The sequence below is a fragment of the Polaromonas sp. P3_C2 genome (assembly GCF_056402675.1).
This window is the reverse complement of record NZ_JBFUGX010001203.1, coordinates 1-652: the sequence shown is the minus strand read 5'-3', so window position 1 is coordinate 652 and position 652 is coordinate 1. Positions and strand designations below refer to the sequence as shown.

Below are 652 nucleotides of genomic sequence, written 5' to 3'. Positions count from 1 at the left end.
TCCGGTCTTTTCGGAGCTTTTCAGGAATGTTGAAACCCGCATTGCCCGCCTCAGCAATAGCAATACCAAAACAGAGAAGGGTAGAGACTGCAAACACTCCATAGCTGATTGTTGTTAGAGCGGTCTGGTCAATCCGAAGCCAACTCGGTTTTTCCCCGATATTGACAACCGAAATCGAGGCAAATACGACTGTCGCGAGCACCACAATGATGACAAGCACCACCTGAATTGATTTTCTGAAAGGAAAAATATCGTGCCTAACCGAATACAACCCACCGGTAACAAAGGACGCCGCATATAAAACGAACTCGCCATTTTTCAGCAGGTCGTACATCTCATATTTTCTGCCTACAAGGAAAAAGATTGCGGCCAAACCCCATAAAGGCAAAAGCCCTACGCCTACCTGAATAAACAGCCAAAGACAACCGTCCCCAACGGACGCACGGTTTAACCAAGCAGGACTTTGCATATCACTGAACTCCCAAATTCAATTTTTATCGAGGGGACAACACAATGATCTCACGCACAAAGTGTTTAGCTTTGGCCGCTGTAATCCATCGGCGAAGTTCGATGCTGATGATCTCCCAACCCCGGTACAACTCGCGAACTTCGGGCGTATCAGCATTTGACACAACTACCCGGCACCCCTTTG

At 47.7% G+C, this 652-nt stretch carries 1 protein-coding gene; it reads right to left on the bottom strand.

Annotated features, from left to right (window positions below; all coding sequences use genetic code 11):
- The coding region (locus AC1DWI_RS25595; protein ID WP_477726246.1) for a hypothetical protein at nt 1-334 on the bottom strand (334 nt) is incomplete at its 3' end.
- Nucleotides 335-652 lie beyond the last annotated feature (318 nt).